This window comes from Neorhizobium fuzhouense (assembly GCF_042611105.1).
GTDB lineage: Bacteria > Pseudomonadota > Alphaproteobacteria > Rhizobiales > Rhizobiaceae > Neorhizobium > Neorhizobium galegae_A.
This window is the reverse complement of sequence record NZ_JBHFFP010000004.1, coordinates 359,973-378,831: the sequence shown is the minus strand read 5'-3', so window position 1 is coordinate 378,831 and position 18,859 is coordinate 359,973. Positions and strand designations below refer to the sequence as shown.

12 protein-coding genes and 1 tRNA gene are annotated in these 18,859 nt (G+C 61.5%); 7 read left to right on the top strand and 6 right to left on the bottom strand.

Annotation, left to right across the window (positions count from 1 at the left end):
- Positions 1-369: 369 nt before the first annotated feature.
- A tRNA-Pro gene (locus ACEXP3_RS10395) sits at positions 370-446 on the bottom strand.
- Between the two features lie 290 nt (positions 447-736).
- Between ACEXP3_RS10395 and ACEXP3_RS10390 the strand changes: the two genes are divergently transcribed.
- From ACEXP3_RS10390 to ACEXP3_RS10370, 5 genes are all read left to right on the top strand, one after another.
- A complete protein-coding gene (locus ACEXP3_RS10390) occupies positions 737-1,924 on the top strand; it encodes an AGE family epimerase/isomerase (RefSeq protein ID WP_377297193.1) in 1,188 nt (395 codons plus the stop codon).
- Between the two features lie 124 nt (positions 1,925-2,048).
- Positions 2,049-3,458, top strand: coding sequence for a phosphomannomutase (locus tag ACEXP3_RS10385; RefSeq protein WP_377297208.1), 1,410 nt, complete (start codon positions 2,049-2,051; stop codon positions 3,456-3,458).
- Between the two features lie 98 nt (positions 3,459-3,556).
- Positions 3,557-4,687, top strand: coding sequence for a PAS domain-containing protein (locus ACEXP3_RS10380; RefSeq protein ID WP_377297192.1), 1,131 nt, complete (start codon positions 3,557-3,559; stop codon positions 4,685-4,687).
- A complete protein-coding gene (locus ACEXP3_RS10375; protein WP_210106710.1) occupies positions 4,684-5,100 on the top strand; it encodes a response regulator in 417 nt (138 codons plus the stop codon). The genes ACEXP3_RS10380 and ACEXP3_RS10375 overlap by 4 nt, the downstream gene beginning before the upstream one ends.
- A gap of 132 nt (positions 5,101-5,232) precedes the next feature.
- Positions 5,233-8,154 (top strand): PAS domain S-box protein, encoded by a 2,922-nt coding sequence (locus tag ACEXP3_RS10370; protein WP_377297191.1) that lies wholly within the window; start codon positions 5,233-5,235, stop codon positions 8,152-8,154.
- 14 nt (positions 8,155-8,168) lie between these two features.
- Here ACEXP3_RS10370 and ACEXP3_RS10365 read toward each other — a convergent pair whose 3' ends face one another.
- A complete protein-coding gene (locus tag ACEXP3_RS10365) occupies positions 8,169-9,530 on the bottom strand; it encodes a sigma-54-dependent transcriptional regulator (RefSeq protein ID WP_377297190.1) in 1,362 nt (453 codons plus the stop codon).
- On the bottom strand, positions 9,527-11,383 hold the full coding sequence (locus ACEXP3_RS10360; RefSeq protein ID WP_377297189.1) for a sensor histidine kinase: 1,857 nt from the start codon (positions 11,381-11,383) through the stop codon (positions 9,527-9,529). Before ACEXP3_RS10360 ends, ACEXP3_RS10365 begins: the two co-directional genes overlap by 4 nt.
- Positions 11,384-11,603: 220 nt before the next feature.
- Here ACEXP3_RS10360 and ACEXP3_RS10355 point away from each other — a divergent pair, with 220 nt between their 5' ends.
- Positions 11,604-12,935 (top strand): dicarboxylate/amino acid:cation symporter, encoded by a 1,332-nt coding sequence (locus ACEXP3_RS10355; protein WP_210106706.1) that lies wholly within the window; start codon positions 11,604-11,606, stop codon positions 12,933-12,935.
- Positions 12,936-13,029: 94 nt separating this feature from the next.
- Here ACEXP3_RS10355 and ACEXP3_RS10350 read toward each other — a convergent pair whose 3' ends face one another.
- A complete protein-coding gene (locus tag ACEXP3_RS10350; protein WP_377297207.1) occupies positions 13,030-13,587 on the bottom strand; it encodes a DUF922 domain-containing Zn-dependent protease in 558 nt (185 codons plus the stop codon).
- Between the two features lie 130 nt (positions 13,588-13,717).
- A complete protein-coding gene (gene putA / locus ACEXP3_RS10345; RefSeq protein ID WP_377297188.1) occupies positions 13,718-17,419 on the bottom strand; it encodes a trifunctional transcriptional regulator/proline dehydrogenase/L-glutamate gamma-semialdehyde dehydrogenase in 3,702 nt (1,233 codons plus the stop codon).
- A gap of 132 nt (positions 17,420-17,551) precedes the next feature.
- On the opposite strand from putA, the gene ACEXP3_RS10340 reads away from it, so the two are divergent.
- Positions 17,552-18,013 carry an Lrp/AsnC family transcriptional regulator gene (locus ACEXP3_RS10340; protein ID WP_210106704.1) on the top strand — a complete coding sequence of 154 codons (462 nt, stop codon included), beginning with the start codon at positions 17,552-17,554 and terminating at the stop codon, positions 18,011-18,013.
- Between the two features lie 212 nt (positions 18,014-18,225).
- On the opposite strand, the gene ACEXP3_RS10335 is transcribed toward ACEXP3_RS10340, so the two are convergent.
- A complete protein-coding gene (locus tag ACEXP3_RS10335; RefSeq protein ID WP_377297187.1) occupies positions 18,226-18,399 on the bottom strand; it encodes a DUF1328 domain-containing protein in 174 nt (57 codons plus the stop codon).
- Between the last annotated feature and the right edge of the window lie 460 nt (positions 18,400-18,859).

Genomic DNA, 18,859 nt, shown 5'->3' with positions numbered 1-18,859 from the left:
GAAATTCGATTTGCTCATGATGCTCTTCCTGCCTCAAAATTAGGAAAGAAGGCGTCTACAAATCTCGGGGCTATTCAGCCTTCATCGTCTTCCGTTCCTTTCCCAGCCAGGAAAATGCACCGGAAAACTCTAGCCAAAAATGGTCCAGTTTGAAGGGTTCAGATCAGGTTCAGATCACGGAGAGGTCGCTACCAATGCACAGGCCATGAAGTCGTTCATGAGAGCCTGCCTTGAGGCGCTTGGTCTTCAACGCAACATCAACGCCCAGAAACAGCCGAGCCCCTAACGGTTGGACTTGTAGCGTTAGGGATTTCGTTAGGTGTAAATTCACCCAAAACGAAAAAAGCCCGCAAATGCGGGCTTTTCGACTGGTCGGAGTGGAGTGATTCGAACACTCGACCCCCACGTCCCGAACGTGGTGCGCTACCAGACTGCGCTACACTCCGTGACCAGTGGCGCCCGTATAGACGAGGCGATTTTATTACACAAGCACCTTTGGCAAATTTTTTATCGGATTTATCCGGGCGCTGCGCCCATGGCAGTTGATTGGCTTTAACCAGCGTCGCAGCAGTTGCGTTGCGATGCAACATCAAGTCTTCCCATGGTCATAAGAAATAAATATGCTTCATGCATATGAGTTCGTGACCCCTACGGGGTTGATTTGCCAATGGATCGAACAGTGTTTTGCTCTGCGGAAAATCCTGTCGCCCCTGCATTTGTGGATATGACAAGCGCCATGCTCGAAGAACTTACCCAGGCCCAGGATAAACTCGAACACTGGCTGCATGCCGACGCCCTGCCGCTCTGGCGTGCGAAAGGTTTTCAGGGAGAGGCAGGAGGGTTTGTCGAAACCATCGATCTTTCCGGCTTAGCGACAAACGTTCCACGCCGCTCCCGCGTCCAGCCACGTCAGGTTTATTGTTTTGCCGAGGCCGGTTGCCGGGGCTGGGATGGGGACTGGCAGGCGCCGACTGAGCAGGGCCTTAAGTTCTTTGATCGTGTCTACCTGCTGGAGAATGGCTTCTACGGCGCCCTTACCACCGCCGAGGGGGAGATGACCGACGACAGCTTTGATCTCTATAACCAGGCGTTTGCGATCCTCTCCTTCGTCTACACGGCCAAGGCATTTCCGGACACGACAACTGCGATGGCGCAGCGCGCCTCTCAGATGCTTGCCCGGCTGAAGGCCGGCTATGCACATGCGGAAGCGGGCTTTGAAGAGGCCGTTCCGCGCCGCCTGCCCTTATGCTCCAATCCGCATATGCACCTCTTTGAGGCAAGCCTTGCCTGCGAGGCACAGGCGGGCTTTGACGAAGCCGCCTGGCGCGCGCTCTCGGATGAAATTGCCGGGCTTTGCATGCGCCGCTTCATCGATGCGACAAGCGGGGGGTTGCGGGAATTCTTCAATGGCGAATGGGCCCCGTTCGAGGGCGCGAAAGGCCGCATCATGGAGCCCGGCCACCAGTTCGAATGGGCCTGGCTTTTGGCGCGCTGGGCAGAACGGCGCGGCGACACGGACGCCCTTGCCAAGGCGCGTCGGCTGTTCGAGATCGGCGAGCAGTACGGCATCTGTGCCACCCGCAAGGTGGCAATCATGGCCTTGAACGATGATTTTTCCGTCGCCGATCCGCTGGCGCGGCTGTGGCCGCAGACGGAATGGATCAAGAGCGCGGCAAAGCTTGCGGTTCTTTCGAGCGGCGCCGAGCGGGAGCGGTATCTCGCCTCGGTGCTTGCGGCTTGCGCAGCGCTCGATGTTTTTCTGAAGGTGCCCCTCCCCGGCCTCTGGCGCGACAAACTGAGCGCCGATGGTCAGTTTGTAGAGGAGCCTGCTCCGGCCAGTTCCTTTTACCATATCCTTTGCGCTATCTATGAACTGAGGGACTGCCTTCAGACACTTTCGGAGCAAACATCCAAAGCAGCCTGATGGCCTCGCCGGACGCTCTGCCCGCCAGAGGATGCGTTTAGCCCCTTTCCCGCCAATATGCCCCAAGACCTTGGGCGCGCTCCTTTCCCGACAAGGATCGCGGCCCTTCATGGAAGGAACGATGATGAAGTTTGGAACCAGCGGCCTGCGCGGCCTTGTGACGGAACTGGAAGGGCGCGCATCGGCGCTCTATGCAACGGCCTATGCGCAGTATCTGCTGGAAAGCGGCAAGGCAAAGCCCGGCGCGCGGATTTTCGTGGCCGGCGATTTTCGCCCCTCCTCGCCCGATATCATGGCAACCTGCATCGGCGCGCTTAAGCGCGCGGGGCTTGCGCCGATCGATTGCGGCGCCATCCCGACGCCGGCGCTTGCGCTTTATGCGATGACGCATGGCGCCGCTTCCTTGATGATCACTGGATCGCATATTCCCGCCGATCGCAACGGCATCAAGTTCTACCGGCCCGATGGCGAGATCGACAAGCGGGACGAACTGGCCATCACGGCGCTCGCCGAGCAGATGGCGGACAAAAACCTGGAGCTGACGCCGGGCACGGCGCCGAGCGAAGCGGCCGAGGCCGAGGCGATGTTTCGCGCCCGCAATGAACATATCCTGCCGGCCGGTGCCTTGGCTGGTCTTACCATCGGTGTCTATCAGCACAGCACGGTGGCGCGCGATTGGCTTGTCTCGATCCTTGAATTTTATGGCGCCAAAGTCCTGGCCCTCGGCCGGTCGGATCACTTCATTCCGGTCGATACGGAGGCGGTCGCCGAAGATTCGATCGCTCTCTTCAAGGCCTGGACTGCCGAACATGCGCTCGATGCCGTGGTTTCCGCCGATGGTGACGGTGACCGGCCGCTGGTGACCGATGAGACGGGCCTGCCGCTGCGCGGCGATCTGCTTGGCCTGATTGCGGCGGGGTTTCTCGGCGCAAAGGTCGTGGTAACGCCGGTTACCTCCAATTCGGGCATCGAGGCGACCGGGGATTTCCGCGTCATCCGCACGCGCGTCGGCTCGCCCTTCGTGATCGAGGGCATGCAGCAGGCGCTGGATGCCGGTGAGACGGCGGTCATGGGTTTTGAAGCCAATGGCGGCCTGCTCACGGCCTCGAGCTTCGACAAGAACGGGAAGGCGCTGACGGCGCTTCCGACACGCGACAGTTTCCTGCCGGTGCTGGCAACGCTTTATCTCGCGAAGAGCCGAGGCAAATCCCTTTCGGCTCTCGCGGGGGACTTCCGGCTCCCGGTTGCCGCCGCCGACCGGCTGGAAAACTTTCCTGTCGAGACGAGCGCTGCCCTGATGGCACGTCTGCGCGCCTCGCCGGACAATCTGGCGCTGTTCCTGAAGCCGTTGGGCGGCGTGCGTTCGGTAAGCGATGTGGATGGTTTGCGCGTCACGCTCGAGGATGGCCGCATCATCCACTTGCGCCCCTCCGGCAATGCGCCGGAAATGCGGTGCTACGTGGAAGCCGAGAGTGAGGAAGCCGCACTTGCGCTGCTGCAGGAGGGGCTTGCGCTCATTCGCGCCGCCGCCTGAGGCTGCTCTTCCGGGTCGGTTTTTCAACCCATCAAAGGAACCAAGCGGGGGCAGCCCCGTTTGGCTCCTTCGCTTGGAATGGAGTGAAATCGTCTCCCATGACTGTCAGTGACCGTTCCATCAAAGACGCAGAGGAGGCAGGTGAGCGCCTGCTTGCGGAACATCTTTCCGACGATCCCTTTGCCGCCGCCTTCAAGGCGACCCGCATGCCGATGATCATTACCGATCCGCGGCAGGCGGACAATCCGATCATCTTTTCCAATGCCGCCTTTTCGACGCTGACCGGCTATGCGCGAGAAGAACTAATCGGTCGCAATTGCCGACTGCTGCAGGGGCCGCAAACAGACAAGGCCGTGGTTGCGCAGATCAGAGCGGCTGTCGAGGACGAACGGAGCCTTGCCGTCGACGTTCTGAACTATCGCAAGGATGGCACGCCGTTCTGGAATGCGTTGTTCCTCAGCCCGGTTCGCAGCCAGGCGGGCGACGTGATCTATTTCTTTGCCTCGCAGCTGGATTTCACCCGGATGAAAGAAAGGCAGTCGGAGCTTGCCGCTGCCCGCAGTCTTGCCGAAGAGGAAGTGGCCCGGCGCACGAAGGATCTGAGGGATGCGCTTGAGGCAAAGACGCTTCTGGTTCACGAAGTGGACCACCGCGTCAAAAACAACCTGCTGACCATTGCCTCGATCCTGAAGCTGCAGGCGCGCCTCACCCGGGATGATACGGTTCGCAGAACCCTGCACTCGGTGCTTGGCCGGGTCGAGGCACTGAGCACCGTGCAGAGGAAACTGTTTACCACCGCCGATGTGGAACATTTCGACGGGGCAGACTTTGCCCGCGATCTGGCAACCGACATGATTGGCGCCGTGCGGCGCGATGATATCGAGCTGACGTTCAACCTGTCACCGGTCCTCATTCCGGCCACCAAGGCCTCCCCGCTGGCGTTTATTCTCCACGAACTGGTGGCGGACGCGGTGCGCCGGGGCCTCGGCGACGGTGGCGGCAAGCTTCACCTTTGCGTGGAACGGCTGAATGGCCAATTTCATATCGAGATGCGCGATACGGCCGGTGCGCGGGATGCAGGCGGCGAAGAGAAAGATTTTAGCCGAATGATCCTGGAGACATCTGCGAGACAGGTCGGCGCGACGATCACGCGCGAAATCAATGGAAGTGAGACGGTGGTGGATGTGCTTCTGCCGGTAGACAGCCATGGGGAGGGCAAGACATCGTGAATATACTGATCGTGGAAGACGAGGCACTGCTGGCGCTGGAGCTGGAAAGCGAGCTGCAGGCGGCGGGCCATGCGGTCATCGGTCAGGCCATGTCGAGTGAAGAGGCAAAGGTGCTTGCCGATCATCAGGCGCTGGACTTCGCCTTTGTCGATATCCAGCTTCTCGATGGGCCGAGCGGCATCGAGGTTGGCTATCACCTGCGCGAAAAGGGTGTGCCTTACGTCTTCATGACCGGCAACCTGAAGCGCATCCCGGAGGATTTTGCCGGTGCGCTGGGCGCGATTGAAAAACCCTATACGATGAACGGGCTGGAACACGCGCTGGCCTTTATCGAACGGTTTGTGGAGGGCGAAAGACGTGGTGCCTTTCCTCCCAGCCTCGTGCCGGCGCCATGGCTCAAGATGGCGCACTAAAGTAGGAAGACGTTGTGTAGAAGTGATTGATAGAGTGCCTCTGTTGACGCTAAATGGTTCGCGCAATCGCCAATGGATGACCGGCCATGACAGTCGTCGCCGTGGCGTCAGTGGCAAAAGCATGGATGGCGAATGGCAGCGGACGGAACGGTAACGGCCAATATCCCCTTCCCCGTTGGCGGTGGCCAGCTGGGTGCCCTTATTCGCGCCTTCGACTGGTCAAAGACCCGTCTCGGCCCCCTGGAGGAATGGCCCCAGAGCCTGAAATCCGTCACTAGCATGCTTCTTGGCTCGTCCGTCCCCATCGTGCTGTTGTGGGGCGAAGACGGCATTATGATCTATAACGACGCCTATTCGGTCTTTGCAGGCAATCGCCACCCGCAGCTTCTCGGCTCCAAGGTGCGCGAAGGCTGGGCAGAAATTGCCGATTTCAACGATAATGTGATGCGAGTTGGTCTTTCCGGCTCGACGCTGCACTACCGCGACCAGGAACTGACGCTCGTGCGCAATGGCGTGCCCGAGTCGGTGTGGATGAACCTCGATTATTCGCCTGTCATGGACGAAAGCGGCAAACCCGCCGGCGTCATCGCCATTGTGGTGGAAACGACGCAGATGGTTCTTAGCCAGAGACGGTTGCGCGAAAGCGAGGAGCAGTTCCGGGCGCTGACGCTTGCAACCTCTGATGCGATTTTCCGTGTCAGCCCGGATTGGATCGAGATGCGCCAGCTCGATGGACGGGGATTTCTGGAAAATCTCGACCGCCCCAGTTCTCGCTGGATCGAGGATTATCTGCCCGCCGAAGACCAGCCGCCGATCGGGGCTGCTATCGGACGGGCGATCCGCACCAAGCGGCCTTTCCAGATGGAACATCGTATCCGCAAGGCCGACCGGTCGATCGGCTGGGTCTTTTCCCGTGCCGTGCCGGTTCTCGATGCAAAGGGCGAGATTACCGAATGGTTCGGCGCGGCAAGCGATGTGACCGAACGTCGCCGATCCGATTCGCGGCGCGATGCTCTGGTGCGTCTCACGCGGGAGATCCAGTCGTTGTGGAATGTCGACGCGATTGCTCTTTCTGCGTCCCGCATCCTCGGTGAAACGCTGGAGGCCGACCGTGTGGGTTACGGCATGGTCGCACCGGACCTCACCGCCTTTACCATCCTGCAGGCCTGGAATGCCCGGGGGGTTGTCGATATCCGCGCCGATATGGATCTTCGCCCGCTTCCCGACCTTGTCGCAGACGTGCTGCGTGACAAGGTGGTTGCGGTCTCGGATGTCACGCTCGATCCGCGCGTGAGCGCAGCTGCAGACGCGCTGATTGCCCGCAGTGCCCGCTCCTTTGTCAATGTCGGCGTCGTGGAAAAGAACGAGATCGTTGCGGCCTTCTTCGTCAACTGTGCCAAGGTTCGTACCTGGGCCGAGGATGACGTCGATTTCATCCGGGAGGTCGCCTCACGCGCCCACACCGCCATCGAACGCATCAAGGCCGAACAGGCGCTGCAGCAGCTCGCAAGTTCGCTTGAAGCCGAAGTCGAGCAGCGCACACGCGAACGCGACCAGATCTGGCGCAACACGCAGGATATCAACGTCGTTATCGACCAGATGGGCAGGTTTCGCGCCGTCAATCCCGCCGTCACCAAGATCCTCGGCTGGCGGGAGGACGAGATGCTCAATCGCTCCGTTCTGGACTTCATCGTCGCCGAGGACGTCGCCGCCACAAAGGCCACGTTCGCGCGGAACCTGTCCGGCACATTCCCCCCGTTTGAAAACCGCTACCGCTGCTCGAATGGCGGCTACCGCTGGATTTCCTGGGTTGCGGCGGCCGATGGCGCGCTGATCTATGGCAGCGGTCGCGACATCACTGCGGAAAAGAAAGCCGCAGCCGCGCTTGCGGCCTCCGAGGAGGCCTTGCGCCAGGCGCAGAAGATGGAGGCCGTCGGCCAACTGACTGGCGGGCTCGCGCATGATTTCAACAATATTCTCGCCGGCATCAGCGGCAGCCTCGAGCTGATCAACCTCAGGCTCGGCCAGGGGCGTATTGCGGACGCCGAAAAATATGTCGGTGCCGCGCAAGGGGCAACGAAGCGGGCCGCCGCCCTCACCCACCGTCTGCTGGCCTTTTCCCGTCGCCAGACGCTCGATCCGCGCACCACTGACGCTAACGCCCTGGTGCTTGGCATGGAGGAACTGATCCGTCGCTCGGTCGGTCCGGAAATTTCCATCGAGACCTCGCTCGATCCTGAACTATGGTCGGTTCTTGTCGATCCGGGCCAGCTGGAAAACGCGTTGCTGAACCTTGCCATCAACGCGCGCGACGCGATGGTGAATGGCGGGCGGCTGACCATCCGCACCTTCAAGCAGCCGTATTCCGACGATCTTGCGGCGGAAAGGAACCTGAGCCCCGGCGATTACGTGGTGCTTTCGGTGCGCGACACGGGAACAGGCATGACGCCTGATGTGGCAAGCCGCGCTTTCGATCCGTTCTTCACCACCAAACCGATTGGCCAGGGCACCGGTCTTGGCCTTTCGATGATCTATGGTTTTGCCCGCCAATCGGGGGGACGGGCGGTGATCGTGACGGCCCCCGGCGCCGGCACGGAAGTTCTTCTCTACCTGCCGCGCCACGCTGGACAGGAAGCGCCTGCAGAACCCCTGCCCGCTGCCGCAAACAGCATGGTGCAGGGTGCTGGCGAGACTGTTCTTGTGGTGGATGACGAGCCGCTGGTGCGCGTTCTCATCGTCGAGGTGCTGGAGGAACTGGGCTACCGCGCGCTGGAAGCCGAGGATGCCGCAAGCGCCCTGCCCTTCCTCGAAGCCAGCGATCGCATCGACCTGATGGTGACCGATGTCGGGCTGCCGAACGGCATCAACGGGCGTCAGCTTGCCGATGCGGCGCGGGCGCGGCGTCCGGGGCTGAAAATCCTGTTCATCACGGGCTATGCCGAAAATGCCGTGCTCAACCAGAACAATCTGGAGCCTGGCATGCATGTGATGACCAAGCCTTTTGCCATGGAGGCCATGGCCACCCGCATCCGCCAGCTGATTGCCGAGCCCTGACAGCTCAAGATTTTTCAGACACGGCCGGAAAATTCGCCCCGCACGATGCCGTGGCGCTGCAGCTTGTCGTAGAATGTCTTGCGCGGAATGCCGAGGGCTTCCAGCGTCAGGCGCACATCCCCGCCGTTCTTGGCCAGCGTTTCGCGGATGATCTCCGCTTCCAGACGGGCCAGCCGGTCGGGCAGGGATTGCCCGCTGTCGATGATGCGCGGCGCGTCACGGGGCGTTGCCGCTTCCAGCGATGGCTCAAGCCCCAGCACGAAACGCTCGGCGTAATGGGTCAGTTCACGCACATTGCCCGGCCAGTCATGGCTCGCCAGATGGTGTGAAACGGCAGGCGTCAACGCAGGCAGCGCCCGCGAGAAGCGATTGGCAGCACGCTGAGTAAAATAGCGGAACAGAAGCGGCACGTCGGCCCGGCGCTCGCGAAGCGGCGGAATGGACAGCGTCACGACGTTCAGCCGATAATAGAGGTCTTCGCGAAAATCCCGCCGCTCGGCTGGATCGCCGAGATCCACCTTGGCCGCGGCAACGACGCGCAAATCCACCGGGCGGACTTCATTGGTACCGAGCGGAGTGACTTCGCGCATTTCCAGCACGCGCAGCATCTGCACCTGCGTGCCCGTCGGCATGCTTTCGATTTCATCGAGAAACAGCGTGCCGCCGCTCGAGTGCTCGATGCGCCCGACGCGGCGCTTCTGCGCGCCGGTGAAGGCCCCCTGTTCATGGCCGAACAACTCGCTTTCCATGATCTGTTCCGGCAGGGCGCCGCAGTTCAGCGCGACGAAATTTCCCGATGCCCGCCGGCTCCAGCGGTGCAGCAGGCTTGCCACCACCTCCTTGCCGGTGCCGGTTTCGCCGGTCAGCAGCACATCCACATCCGTATCGGCGATCTGGCGCAGCGTGTGGCGCAGGCGCTGCATGACCGGCGTCTGGCCGATCAGCGGCAGGCCGTCGTCATCGCCCGATCGCACTTCGCGCAAGGCCCGGTTTTCGAGGATCAAGGCCCGCTTTTCGCCGGCCCGTTCCACGCATTGAACCAACCTGTCGGCTGCATAGGGCTTTGCGATGAAATCATAGGCGCCGTCCTTGATGGCGTCGACGGCCATCGGGATATCGCCATGGCCGGTTACCAGCACGACGGGAATATCGGAATCGATGGCCTGCACCCGCGCAAACAGTTCCAGCCCGTCGATGCGCGGCATGCGGATATCCGAGATGACGACGCCGGCAAAATCCGCCGAAATCATCGGCAAGGCCTCACCGGCAGACGAGAAAGCCGAAACGGAAAAGCCGGCGAGATCGAGTGTCTGGGCCGTGGCGCGCAACAGGTCGCGGTCGTCGTCGATAAGGATGACGGGAAGTGGCCGGCTCATGGCTCTGCTCTTTTCAGTTCGATCGTGAAACGGGTGCCTTTAGAGCTGCTGTCGACGCGGATGTGACCGCCATAGTCGCTGACGATATCCTTGGCAATTACGAGGCCGAGGCCGAGACCGCCTTCCTTCGACGTGTTGAAGGGCGAGAAAAGCTGATCGAGAATGGCCGGCGCAATGCCTGGACCCGTATCCACCACATGGATCAGCACCGTGGTCGGCCCCTCGTCCACGTCGACATGCACCAGCCCTTCCGGATGCTGCTCGATGGCCTCGAGCGCGTTCTGCAAAAGGTTGATCATCACCTGCTCCAGCCGCAGCTGGTTGCCGAGCACACGCAGATCCTCCCGCGGCATCGTGATCTTCAGGAGATCGAGGCGGCCGGAAAAGCGGGTTTTGAGGAGCATCACGGCGCCGTTCAACACGTCCTTCAGGCTGACCGGTTCGGCCGCGGAACGGCCTTTCCGCGCCAACGCCTTCAGATCCTCGGTAATGGTGCCGATGCGTTCGGTCAGGCTTGCGATCTCGTTCAGGTTTTCTTCGGCCGGTGCGAGCTGGCTTCGGGACAGAAAGGTGCGCGCATTGTCGGCATAGGCACGGATGGTCGCGACAGGCTGGTTGATTTCATGCGCCACGCCTGCAGCGACCTGGCCGAGAATGGCCAGCCGGTTTGCCTGCACCAGTTCCTGCTGCACGCCCTGGAGCCGTGCCTCCGTGACACGGTGATCGGTGATTTCGGCTTCCAGCCGATCGCGGGCGCGGGTGAGGTCTGCCGTGCGCTCGCGGACCCTGCGCTCCAGTTCCGTGCGCGCCGCCTGCTCCATGGAAATGCGCGCAAGCGTGGCCTGTCGCCGCCATATCCAGAGCGCCGCCAGCGCCAGCAAGGGAATGAGGATGAGGAGAACGGACAGTTGCGCCTGCCGGACGGCGGCCGACAGCGCTGGCTCTACCGGCGACAGGTAATGCAGCCTCCATGCGGTGGAACCGACCGGCACAGCCACTTCGAGATAAAGGGCCTGCCGTTCTCCCGGCAGCACCGTCTCGATAAGCCTCGTATCCTCGTCCGGCGCGTCCAGCACGTTGACCGGCAAGGGCAGAAGCGGCGTATCGCCGAACTGCAGGCTTTCATGCAGCGCTTTCAGTTTCGGCGCCGGCAAGGGGGCAAGCGTCATGAAGCGCCAGGAGGCAATGCTGGTGATCAGCACCACACCATTGGGGTCGGTGACGAAAGAGGGGCGCACCGCATTTCGCCAGTCCTCCTCCAACTGATCGAACTCCGCCTTCACCACCACCACGCCCAGCGGATTATCCGCCGGACCGACCCTTTGGGAGATATAAAGGCCCGGCCTGTTGCTGACGCTGCCGAGCGCGAAATGCTCTGCGGCGCCATCGGTGATCGCGCGGGAGAAATAGGCGCGAAAAGCATAGTCGCTGCCGACAAAGCTTGAAGGTTCGCGCCAGTTGCTGGAGGCAATGGCGCGGCCGTTGTGATTGATGACATAAAGAACCGAGGCGTTCGTGTCGGTGATCAGGGCTTCCAGCTTGCGGTTCAGCGCATCGAGCCGCGCCGGTGCGGGGGCAGACAGCGCCTCCTCAACATCCCGGTCTTGCGCCAGGATCAGGGGCAGCGAGCGTGGACGCTCCAGCACCGCGCGCAGCAATGCCACCTTCAAGCCCGCATCCACCCTGCCCTGCCGCTGCAGATCCGCAATCACGGAGCCGCTGACATGGTGGTGGACCAAAGACAGCGCGACAGCAAGACAGGCCGTCGCGAGCGCCGTGAAGATCAGCCACGGCCGGCGTGCCGCCCGAGGGCGTGGCGCGCGATCCGGAGTTTCGGAGAGTGCAGGTTCCATCAGCTGATTTGTGCATAAAGCCGCCCGAACCACAAGGCGGTGTGTGCGAAGTTCCGCACATTCTTCGCTGTATCTGCAGCGGCAAGAGAAAATTCCCCTTCAACCTCAGCTAGTTGCATGCTGACCGGAGAGTGGCACGGCCCTTGCTATCGTTGAATATCGTCAAAAATATCGCCCCGGGAGAGCCATAGTGGTTGGGGCGCGATGGAGGATCTATCGCATGGACATGACACATGATGCTGCGACTTCGCGCGGCAAAATTCCCCTGTACCGGCAGCTGTATGTGCAGGTTCTGGTGGCCATTGCCGCCGGCATCACGCTCGGGCACTTTTACCCGGAATTCGGCGCTGCGCTGAAGCCGCTGGGAGACGCCTTCATTCGCCTCGTCAAGATGATCATCGCCCCGGTGATCTTCCTGACGGTCGCAACCGGCATTGCCGGCATGTCTGACCTCAAGAAGGTCGGGCGCGTGGCCGGCAAGGCGATGCTCTACTTCCTCATCTTCTCGACACTGGCGCTTGCCGTCGGCATGCTGGTGGCCAATGTGGTGCAGCCCGGCTCCGGCATGCACATCGATCCGGCCTCGCTCGATGCCAAGGCTGTTTCGACCTATGCGACCAAGGCGCATGAAACCTCGGTCGTCGGCTTCCTGATGAACATCATCCCGGAAACCATCGTCGGCGCCTTCGCGCAGGGCGATATCCTGCAGGTGCTGTTCTTCTCGGTTCTGTTCGGCATTTCGCTCGCCATGGTCGGCGATCGCGCCAAGCCGGTCACCGATTTCCTGCACGCCGTAACCGCTCCGATCTTCAAGCTGGTGGCGATCCTGATGAAGGCGGCACCCCTCGGTGCCTTCGGCGCCATGGCCTTTACCATCGGCAAATACGGTATCGGCTCGATTGCCAATCTCGCCTTCCTGATCGGCACCTTCTACCTGACCTCGTTCCTCTTCGTCTTCATCGTTCTGGGGGCGGTTGCCCGCTATAACGGCTTCTCGATCCTCGCCCTGATCCGCTACATCAAGGAAGAGCTGCTGCTGGTTCTCGGCACGTCCTCGTCGGAAGCCGCACTTCCCGGCCTGATGCAGAAGATGGAACGCGCCGGCTGCAAGCGCTCGGTCGTGGGCCTCGTCATTCCGACCGGCTACTCGTTCAACCTCGACGGCACCAACATCTACATGACGCTGGCGGCCCTGTTCATCGCCCAGGCGACGGACATTCATCTGTCCTTCGGCGACCAGATCCTGCTGCTGCTCGTGGCCATGCTGAGTTCGAAGGGTGCGGCCGGCATCACCGGTGCAGGCTTCATCACGCTTGCCGCCACGCTTTCGGTCGTCCCCGCCGTTCCGGTTGCCGGCATGGCGCTGATCCTCGGCATCGACCGCTTCATGTCGGAATGCCGGGCGCTCACCAATTTCGTCGGCAATGCGGTGGCAACCATCGTCGTTGCCCGTTGGGAGAACGAACTGGATACGGCAAAGCTTGCCGAAGCCATGGCCGGGCGCCTGCCGGCGGAGCCGTCGGTTCCGGCAAGCCTGCAGCCCGCCGAATAGGTTTCCTCCCAAGGAAAGAGACCGCATGCGTCTCATCGGAAGGCCCGCCGGATTGTCCGGCGGGCCTTTCAGTTTGGCGCCGCAGCGCAGGATATCAGGGACCGTTGACCAGCGACAGGATCAGCTGGTGGACATTGCCGCCGGGGTTCAGCTCCACCCGGTCGAACTCGACATTCTTTGCCCGCTCGGCCTTCGACAGCTCGCCGAGACGGGCCGTCAGCACCTGGCGGATTTTCTGGCAGTCCGGGTCGTTCTCGACACGAAGGCCGAGGCTGAAGTCCTGGATCTGCTGGACGAGGTCCTTGATGAAGGTTCCATGAACCCGTTCATGCTTTTCGACACCGGAGATGAAGCGGGTCCAGCTGGCCGCCACATCCGGCGAAAGACGGCTTGAGGGTTTGGGCAGAGTGTAGGTGATGATGAGCCTGGGCTTTGCGACCGTGATCGCACAGGCCGTTCCCTGCGGCTCGTAGGTCCGTGTCCAGGTCAGCTTGAAGGCGGTATGGGCAATGGCAAGTCCGCCGCCTGCCTGCGGCGCCCGCTTGCCGATGGCTTCATAGAGCGCGGCCCCTGTCGTGCCCGAGATGGCATAGGTCTTGACCTGCTCGACCGGCTGCCAATCGGCAGCCCCAGCGGCCGCCGGGGCCATCATGAGAACGGCCGCCAGACCGCGGGCGACATGGAACCTGTAATTCAAAACCTGCACTTTCGAACACCCTGTGACACCGCCGGTGAAACCGACCGGCGGCGCATCATACGGTCCGATGATCCCGGAGCAAGCCTCAGCCGATCGACATCAGGCTGGCATTGCCACCGGCGGCTGCCGTGTTGATCGAGGTGGAGACCTCTTCCAGCAGCCAGTTGAGGCAATAGGCATCGGCACGCCCGGCATCCTGTGGCGAGGCGGCCTGCGCGAGAACCAGCGGGCCGGCAAGATCGGCGATGCGCGTGAGCGCGGCGGTGACCGTGTCGCTCTCCCCTTCGATCAACGCGCCAGCGAATGGGCCCGCCGATTCCCAGTCGCCGGTAAAGCGGACGCGTGGCGAAAGGCTTGCCGGCAAAGCCTGCAATTGCGGGCCAAGGCCGGCAGCCGTATCAATGACGGCACTGTTGCCGGTCGCGAGCACGCAGGCAAGTTGCGTCAGAAGCCCCTGGAAGCTCTCTGCCACGAGAAGGATCTGGCCGCGGGGATGAAGGGCATAGAGATTTCGTTCGCCAACCGGCCCCGCCAGCTGCAGCTCAATCCCCAGTGCCGACTGGCGACCGATGGTGCGCGCCCGTTCCGCCGCCTCCGGCATCTGCCGATCATCCAGATACCGCGCAAAATCGGTGAGTGCCGGATCAAGATGAACCGAACTGAGCTGCGGCGGCTCTGGCGGCACGTCCACGAGGCGGCCAAGATAGAGCGGGCCGCCCGCCTTCGGGCCGGTGCCGGACAGGCCGCGCCCGCCAAACGGCTGCACGCCGACAACGGCGCCGATGACATTGCGGTTGATATAGCGGTTGCCGGTGAGGATGCGGCTCATCACATGGGCGATGGTTTCGTCGAGGCGAGTATGGAGGCCAAAGGTCAGGCCATAGCCGGTGGCATTGATATCATCGATCAGCCGGTCGAGATCGGCGCGCCGATAGCGGATGACATGCAGGACCGGGCCGAACACCTCGCGCTGAAGCTCGCCAAGCGATGAAAGCTCGATGATCGTCGGCGCGACGAATGTGCCTGCGGCGGCCGATTGCGGCAGGTCCGCGCGGTGAATGGAACGCCCAAGCGAGGCCATGTGGCGCACATGCGCCTCGATGGTTTCCTGTGCTTCCGGCGTGATCACCGGCCCGATATCGATGCTCAACCGATCAGTGCGGCCGATGGACAGTTCGGCAAGCGCGCCCTTCAGCATCACCAGAATGCGGTCCGCGACCTCCTCCTGCAGGCAGAGAACCCGCAGCGCCGAACATCTCTGGCCAGCGCTATCGAAGGCAGAGGCGATGACATCGCCGACCACCTGTTCGGCAAGCGCCGAGGAATCGACGATCATGGCGTTCTGTCCGCCGGTCTCGGCAATCAGCGGGATCGGCTTGCCTGAGGAAGACAGCCGTCCGGCCAGCTGTTTCTGGATGAGCCGGGCGACCTCCGTCGAACCGGTAAACATGACGGCTGCCGTTTGCGGGGCTGCGACAAGTGCCGCGCCGATCTGTCCGCCGCCCGGCAGCAATTGCAGGGCGGTGGCCGGAATGCCCGCCTCGTGCAGGATGCGCACGGCTTCGGCGGCAATCAGGGGCGTTTCCTCGGCCGGCTTTGCCAGCACGGGATTGCCGGCCACAAGCGCTGCGGCCACCTGCCCCGTGAAGATGGCAAGCGGGAAATTCCACGGACTGATGCAGATGACAGGTCCAAGCGGCCTATGGGCAGGCCCCAGCGTGCGCTTGGCCTGCTCGGCGTAATAGCGCAGGAAATCCACCGCTTCGCGCACTTCGGCGATGGCGTTGAAGACGGATTTTCCAGCCTCCCGCATGATGAGCCCGAGAAGCTCTACCATGCGCTCCTCCAGCCGGTTTGCGGCGCGCTCGAGGCAGGCAGCCCGCTCGCCGGGCGCCGTGGCGGCCCAGGAGATGCCCTGCGTTGCGGCCATCGCCACCGCCTGTTGCGCCATGTCTTCGGTTGCGTCCCGGACGTGGCCAACGGTATCGCCATGGTCGGCGGGGTTCAGCACCGGCTGTGCGTCTGCTGCCGTCGCCTCGAAGGCAATCAGCGGCGTGGCCATCCAAGGGATGACGGCGCTTGCCGTCAGAGTGCGGGACAGATCAGCCAGCACCGTCTCGTTCGACAGATCGAGGCCCTTTGAGTTGCGACGACCCTTGCCAAAGATACCGGAGGGAAGCTCGATGCGGTCGTGACGCGCGCCGGGCTCTGCCATCGTGCGCACCGCATCGACCGGATCGGCTATCATTTCCTCGACCGTGATCGTCTCATCGGCAATGCGGTTGACGAAGGAGGAGTTGGCGCCGTTTTCCAGAAGGCGGCGCACGAGATAGGCCAGCAGCGTTTCATGCGTACCGACCGGCGCATAGATGCGGCATGGTCGCGCCAGCTTGTCCTGCCCAACGACCTCCTCATACAGCGGCTCACCCATGCCGTGCAGACATTGGAACTCGTAGGATCCAATGGAAAATTCCGGCCCGGCCATGTGATAGACGCTCGCCAGCGTCTGGGCATTGTGGGTGGCAAACTGCGGGAAGACGGCATCGCGCGCGTCAAGAAGCTTTTTCGCGCAGGCGAGATAAGAGACGTCGGTGTGAACCTTGCGCGTATAGACGGGGAAATCGCTCAGGCCGTCCAGCTGGGCGCGCTTGATTTCGGCGTCCCAATAGGCGCCCTTGACGAGACGCAGCATGATGCGATGGCCGGAGCGACGGGCCAGATCGATGATGAAATCGAGCACGAAGGGGCAGCGCTTGCCATAGGCCTGGACGACAAAGCCAATGCCGTTCCAGCCGGACAGGTCGGCATCCAGGCAGAGGCTTTCCAGAAGATCGAGCGACAGCTCCAGCCGGTCCGCCTCCTCCGCATCGATATTGAGACCGATGTCATAGGTCTTGGCGAGAAGCGCCAGCGCCTTCACACGCGGCAGAAGCTCTTCCATGACGCGCGCGGCTTGCGTGCGGGCGTAGCGCGGATGGAGCGCCGACAGCTTGATGGAAATGCCTGGCCCCGCATAGACGCCGCGGCCGGCAGCCGCCTTTCCAATCGCATGGATGGCGGTTTCGTAGTCCCGATAGTAGCGTTCGGCATCGGCCATGGTGGTGGCCGCTTCGCCGAGCATGTCGTAGGAATAGCCAAAGCCCCTGTCTTCCATCGTGCGGGCGCGGCGCAGTGCCTCATCAATGGTTTCGCCGGTGACGAACTGCTCCCCCATCATGCGCATGGCCATGTCGACGCCGCGCCGGATAACCGGTTCGCCGCAACGGGCAATCAGCCGCGTGAGAGCGGCAGACAGGCTGCGATCGTTGACGGTGGCTGTCAGCTTGCCGGTGACCACAAGCCCCCAGGTGGCGGCATTGACGAAGAGCGAACGCCCGCCGCCCATATGGGATTTCCAGTCGCCGGCGGAAATCTTGTCACGGATCAGCGCATCGCGGGTGGCCGTATCGGGAATGCGCAGCAGCGCTTCGGCAAGGCACATCAGCGCCACGCCCTCCTGGCTGGAGAGCGAATATTCATGCACCAGCCCCTCGACGCCGCTGCCGCGATGTTTTGCCCGAAGGGCTGTGACCAGCGCACGCGCCGTTTCCCGGATCTTCAGCTTGTCCGTATCGGGCAGGCTTGCCGCCGAGAGCAGCGGCTGAAGGCATTCGGCCTCCGGACGGCGATAGGCGGCGGTAATGGCTTGCCGCAGCTGCGACTGCGCACCGATGGGCGGCGCAAAATCGGCGAACGGTTCGGAGGACGGGACTGCGGTGGATACGGAGGAGGCGCCTTGAAAGGTCATCGGAACGATCTCGATCACGAGGGCTGACATTTACCCGAGTGTACATGAATCCCGATCGGGAGGTGATCTTTAATGATGGCCAATGGAAGTGAATTTTGCTAGAATTAGCGTAATTTTCTGGAGAAAAACACCATGAACTCGCCATTGGAAGACGAACTGGATATGTTTGACATGAAGATAATCGAGGCTGTACGGGAAAACGGCCGCATCTCGGTTACGGATCTCGCGGCCAGCATTGGTCTTTCCAAGACGCCGTGCAATGCACGACTGAAACGCCTCATGGAAACTGGCTACATTCTCGGCTTCCGCGCTGTCATCAACCCGCAGAAACTCGGTCTCGATCACGTGGCCTTTGCGGAGGTCAAACTGTCGGATACGCGGGAAAAGGCGCTGAGCGAATTCAATCAGGCGGTGCGGCGCATCAAGGAGGTAGAGGAGTGCCACATGATTGCCGGCCGCTTTGATTATCTTTTGAAAGTACGCACCCAAAACATCCGCCGCTATCGGGAGGTGCTCGGCGAAAAGATATCAAGCCTGCCGCATGTGGCAAGCACCTCCACATCGGTCGCCATGCAGTCCGTCAAGGAAAGCTGACTTGGCAAAAAACAGGCAAGGGTGCTGTCGTTTTTTCTGCAGATCGTACCGTTTTTGGGCAAGTCGCCCTCGCGAGAACCGCAAAACTCTGTCTGTATGAGGTGCTCGCAACCCAAAGGGCGTGCGAGTTTTTCCCCCAGATTTGCCCTGCCGTTTGGCAGGGCTTTTTTCGTTTGTCGGGTGGTCAAGCGCCTGAGACGCCTGCGTCTGGATTAGAAGACAACGCTGCCTGCCATGAAGGCGAGGACGACAAAAACCAGAAATACGATGATCGCGATGAAGAACAGCACGCGCGCGATCGTGGCGGTTGCGGCCGATACACCGGAAAAACCGAGGAAGCCGGAAATCAGGGAGATGACGAGAAAAATAAGAGCCCACTTCAGCATGATCGTTCCTTAAATATCGTGTGTTCCCCTCAACGCAAAAGCCTCAACCGGGTTCCATGGTGGGTGCGGAGGGAGCCTCCGTCCGCGGCTGCGGCGGGAACTTGGAAAAGATCATGATGACCGGCGCTGCCGGCGTGGCCTTCCCCGAGGGGCCGCTCGTCTAGGAGCTGACGCGTGAAACTATTCCGAAAAGAAAAATTTAAATCCGCTCAATGTTTATATACATTTAAATATATAATGTCTGACGATCACAATTTTCGCGCTTCGAAAAAAACAACTAAACTTCTAATTGACAGTCAGATTACTTTGAACTTTCATAAGGGAATCACCTTCGGGTGGATTATTCCTTACATGGGGCGAACGCCTGCCACGGCGTACTCGTCCGCACTCATAAAGTGTCGATTTGAATTCTCCTAACTGCTGGATGCTGGCAACATGGTGCATCTTGTGAAAATAGATT